The 4,486-nt window shown below is 72.7% G+C and carries 4 protein-coding genes; 1 reads left to right on the forward strand and 3 read right to left on the reverse strand.

All coding sequences use genetic code 11. From position 1 onward, the window contains the following. Nucleotides 1–106: 106 nt before the first annotated feature. The 3 genes from ACZ63H_RS20070 to ACZ63H_RS20080 form a co-directional block, all read right to left on the reverse strand. Nucleotides 107–1,189 (reverse strand): polysaccharide deacetylase family protein, encoded by a 1,083-nt coding sequence (locus tag ACZ63H_RS20070; protein WP_469866785.1) that lies wholly within the window; start codon nt 1,187–1,189, stop codon nt 107–109. Continuing rightward, on the reverse strand, nt 1,179–1,988 hold the full coding sequence (locus ACZ63H_RS20075) for a phytanoyl-CoA dioxygenase family protein (protein ID WP_469866786.1): 810 nt from the start codon (nt 1,986–1,988) through the stop codon (nt 1,179–1,181). Before ACZ63H_RS20075 ends, ACZ63H_RS20070 begins: the two co-directional genes overlap by 11 nt. 457 nt (nt 1,989–2,445) lie before the next feature. After that, entirely contained in the window at nt 2,446–2,757 is a 312-nt protein-coding gene (locus tag ACZ63H_RS20080) for a hypothetical protein (RefSeq protein WP_469866787.1), read from the reverse strand. 330 nt (nt 2,758–3,087) lie between these two features. Here ACZ63H_RS20080 and ACZ63H_RS20085 point away from each other — a divergent pair, with 330 nt between their 5' ends. Then, entirely contained in the window at nt 3,088–4,326 is a 1,239-nt protein-coding gene (locus ACZ63H_RS20085) for a helix-turn-helix domain-containing protein (RefSeq protein ID WP_469866789.1), read from the forward strand. The last annotated feature ends 160 nt before the right edge of the window (nt 4,327–4,486 follow it).

Consider the following 4,486-nt stretch of genomic DNA (forward strand, 5'->3'; position numbering starts at 1 on the left):
TCCGACCCCCCCGTTTCGTCCGGTTTTTTCCCCTTGGATCCCCCCGCCCTGGGGTCCCCCCCACCCCGCCCCCGCGTCACGCGTCGCCCGGGCCGGCGCGGTGGGCCTACGCCGCCGTGGTGACGTCGGACGGGTGGGTGAGTTCCTCGACGCCGACGAAGCGGTAGCCGTCGGCGAGCAGGCCCTCGATGACGGCCGGCAGCGCGGCGACGGTCTGGGAACGGTCCCCGCCGCCGTCGTGCAGCAGGACGACCGATCCGGGCCGCACCTGCTCCAGGATGAGACGGGAGATGGTGTCCGCGCCGGGCATCGTCCAGTCGTCGGGCGCGACGTCCCACAGCGCCACCCGGGACCCCGTCTGCGCGAGCCAGTCCAGCACCTCGGGGGTGCGTGCGCCGTAGGGCGGCCGGAACAGACGGGAGGGAGGTGCGCCGCTCGCCTCGGCGAGCGCCTCCCGGGTGCGCTCCAGCTGCCCGGTGAGCTGGGCCCGCTCCAGTTCGGGCAGGAAGGGGTGGGACCAGGTGTGGTTGGCCACGGTGTGGCCCTGCTCGCGCATCCGGGCCAGTTCCTCGGGGTAGGCGCGGGCGTTCATGCCGACGCAGAAGAACGTGCCGGGGACGCCGTAGCGTTCGAGGACGTCGAGGACCTGCCCGGTGTACGGCGGCAGCGGCCCGTCGTCGAAGGTCAGCGCCACCTCGCGGCGGTCCCTGCCGCCGTGGCTCACCGCCTGCCCGGCCCGGGTGAGGCGGGCCAGCGCGTCGTGGCTGGAGGCGATCCAGGAGTCGATCTCCGCCTCCCGCCCGGTCTGGGTGCCGCGCGTGCGCACCAGCCGCGTCAGGCCCGGCAGCCGGCTCCGGCCCGCCTCCGCGACGGCGCGCGCGGGAACGGACCCGAAGTCCGGCCGGGCGGGCAGCAGAGGGGGATCGGCCCGGTGGACGGTCAGCCCGGCGGCCATGAGCCGTCCGTCCAGGATGCCGTTGGTGCTCTCCACGGCGGTGACCAGCCGGGGACCGAAACCCCGCAGATAGGCGATCATGTCCGCCGCCCGGCGGGGTGCGAACCGGGCGGGGGGACGCAGCTCGTCTCCGTCGGGGCCGAGGACGGCGACCTCGTAGCCGGACGCGCTCCAGGCGATTCCCGCGTACGGCACCGGGTCCTGTCCCCGGGCCGGGGCCGGCTCAGTGGTCATGGCCGTACTCCGTGAAGTGCCGCTCGGCGAACAGCTCGGGCCACCGTACGTCGCCGAGCCCCAGCTCGCGGGCGCGGGTGAGCATGTGGCGCCAGTACGGCTTGACCGGCGGCCACATCGTGTCCGTCGAGCAGTAGGAGGCGTCCACGAAGTAGCGCGGCCTGCCGGTGCGGTCCGGCCGCGGGCGGCGGGCGTGGAAGAGGGCCGAGTGCAGCAGGACCGTGGACCCCGCGGGGAGGGAGTCGACGACCACCTCGCCCGGCAGCGGGTCGGTGCCGTGGTGGGCCAGCGCCGACTTGCCGGTGTTCTCCCGGTGCGAGCCGGGCAGCACCGCGAGCGAGGAGACACTCGTGTCGAGCCCGTCCAGGTAGTGCAGGGCATGGACCATCGGCGCGGAGCGGTCGGTCGCCGGGCCCTGCTCGAAGTCGTGGTGCCAGGGCTTGCCCGGTACATCGGGGGCCTGCCGGTCGCTGTGCAGGTGGTGGAAGACGAAGTCGCCGCCCATGAGCCGGGAGATCACGGCGAGCAGCGGCCGGTGGCCGATCAGCTCGCCGTGCGCGGGCAGCTCCAGCTCCATCAGGGGCGGGATGCCGTGCCGGTCCGGATCGACGCACGAGGCGATGGAACGGGCCCGGTGTCCCTGGTCGACCCAGTGATCGACCTCGGGCTTGAGACGGGCCACGAGGTCCGGGGGAAGGAACGCGGGCAGGACGAGATAGCCGCGCGAGGCGAACTGCTCGCACTGCTCTGCCGTCGGCTGGAACCCTTCCAGAACCGCGGCGGATGCGGGAGGCGTCATGACGAAGGGAACTCCGTTTCTGAGGTGTGGTGGACAAACGGGTACGCTTGCCGGCAGGTGACGAGGCGTCACTTGCCTTGCTTCCGAAGGGAGTTGGATCATCGTCGCGCCGGATCGAAGAGGTCTCCGGTCACGCCGCGCGGACCCGGTGCGGGCGGGGATCCGCCCGGGAGCCCCGTCCTTGGGACGGGAGCGCACCGGGAACCGGAGTCTTCAGGCGCTACGGGCGGCGGGCGCCGGTGCGCCGCACGGGCGCGAGCGAGGGCGCCACGAGCGGGCGCGGGACACCGTGCGGGCGTCCCGCGCCGGCGGGGAGGGGCACTACGGGCCGGGGAGGGCCCGGGACCTGGTGCCGGCCGTCGGGCCACGGTCGGTCCACGGCGCGCGGCCGGTGGTCCGTGGCCTGCTGCCGGTCGAGGGCGGGTGGGAGGTCGAGGGTCTGTGGACGGTCCGGGACCTACGGCCAGTCGATGCCGGTGCGGTCGCCGCCGGCGAGGGCCGCCGCCTCGGTGGCGCCCCCCGGGCCGGTCGTGCCGGCCGCGCGTATCCGGGCCCCCGGCACGGGCCAGTCGATGTCTCCGTCACCCTGGCGGACCACGGCGCCTGCGGTGCCCGCGACACCCGTGGCATGCGTCGCGCCGGACGCGGACGCCGTGACGGCGTCGTGGGCGGGAGCCGGCCAGTCGATGCCCGTGCCGGCCACGCCGAGGGCCGCCGTGGCGAAGGCCAGGGATGTGCAGACGAGCAGGGTGCGGGCAGCTTTCTTCATGATTTCCCCCAGGAGATGACAGAAGCGGTGCAGTGAGCCGAGGTGCACAGGAGCAGGCCGCAGAGAACGGGCACTGTCGGGTGCCGGTGGCCGAAAGGAACCGTAGCGAGGCCAGTTGACCTTGGCAAGGTCTTGCCAGTCATTGGCAAGTCTAGACCAACATGAGCCGCAGTGATCGAAGATTCCCGAGCGTGTGTCGGGCAAGGTCTTGCCTGTGGTGTGGTGGATCCGTAGACTCTGACGCGGGGATCTCCCCCGGGGGAAACGGGAATTCTCGTCATTCCGTAGGGCGTCGGGCGCGGCTCAACGCCCTGATTCATTGGGAACTAAATGATGGAACAACCGCTGTTCGGCCGGCGTCTCAAGGAGTTGAGGCTTGCGCGCGGGCTCTCTCAGGCATCCCTCGCAGGCAGTGAGATTTCCACCGGTTATCTGTCGCGCCTGGAATCGGGGCGGCGCAAGCCCACCGAGCGGGTCGTGGCCTACCTCGCGAAACGGCTGGACGTCGACCGCGGCGCGTTCGAGGTGCAGCCGAGCGGCACCTCGCTCGCCCAGGCCCTCAGTCTTGCCTCGTCCGCGGACGGCGACGAGTCGGTCGAGGCGCTGATGGCCGCCCTCGACCAGTCGGACGAGGCCGACCCGCTGCTGCGCTGGCAGGCGCTGTGGCTGGTTTCCCGCAGATGGCGGCGGCTGGGGGACAAGGCCGAGGAACTGGCCTGCCTGGAACAGCTGGACGAGATCGCCGAGGAACTGGACCTGCCCGAACTGCGCTGCCGGGTGTGGGCCTCCCTGGCGCGCTGCCTGCGCTCCATGGGCGAGGTGAACCGGGCCATCGAGGTCGCCGGCAAGGCGGTCCGGCTGGCCAAGGAGGCGCACCTCTCGCTGCCCGACACGGGCGCCGCGCTGATGGCGCTGGTGGCCGCGGAGGCCGAGGAGGGCCGCCTGCCCGACGCCCGCGCCCACGTCGACGAACTGGTCGGCCTCGTCGGTGACAGCGGCGGCGTCCTGCAGGCCGAGGCCATGTGGTCGGCGGCGACCGTACGCTTCCGCCAGGGCGACCAGGACGGGGCGCGCGCACACCTGGAGCGGGCACTGGAGGGCTTCGACAGCCACACCGACCTCACGCTCTGGGTGCGACTGCGGCTCGCCGCCGCGTCGTTGTACCTCCAGAGTTCCCCCCCGCTGGTCGACCGTGCCGCCCGGCGCCTGAAGGAGGCGGAGGCGGCGCTGGGATTCGTGGGCACACCCCTGCTGAACCAGGAACTGCTGACCCTCAAGGCACACCTGGCCTTCGAGCAGGGCGGCCACGCCGAGGCCCGCGCCCTGCTGGACGCCCTGCACGGCGACGAGCTGTGGCTGACCTATCGCGACCGGATCCGCCTCGGGGTCCTCGAAGGGCGTCTGCTCATCCTGGAAGGGCACATGCAGCAGGGGCTGAAACAGCTCAAGGAACTGGGCGAGGAGGCGCGCCGCGCCTCCAACGTGGACCTGGCCGCCGAGATCTGGCGCATCCTCGCCCAGGCCCTGGAAAGCGCCCAGAGCGCCCAGAGCGTCCCCAACGCCGGATAGGCATGCGGGGGCCCGGCCCGGCGGCACGGGCGGGCCCGGTGAAACGGCCGTACGCAGGACGAGGGGGGGGGGGGCGGGGGAGGGGGGGGGGTTCAGGTCCTCGTTTTTCGTGCGGTATTCCGATTGCGCAGGAACAAGTCTTAACCCCCATCCATCGCCC

The organism is Streptomyces sp. NPDC104831 (assembly GCF_055583025.1).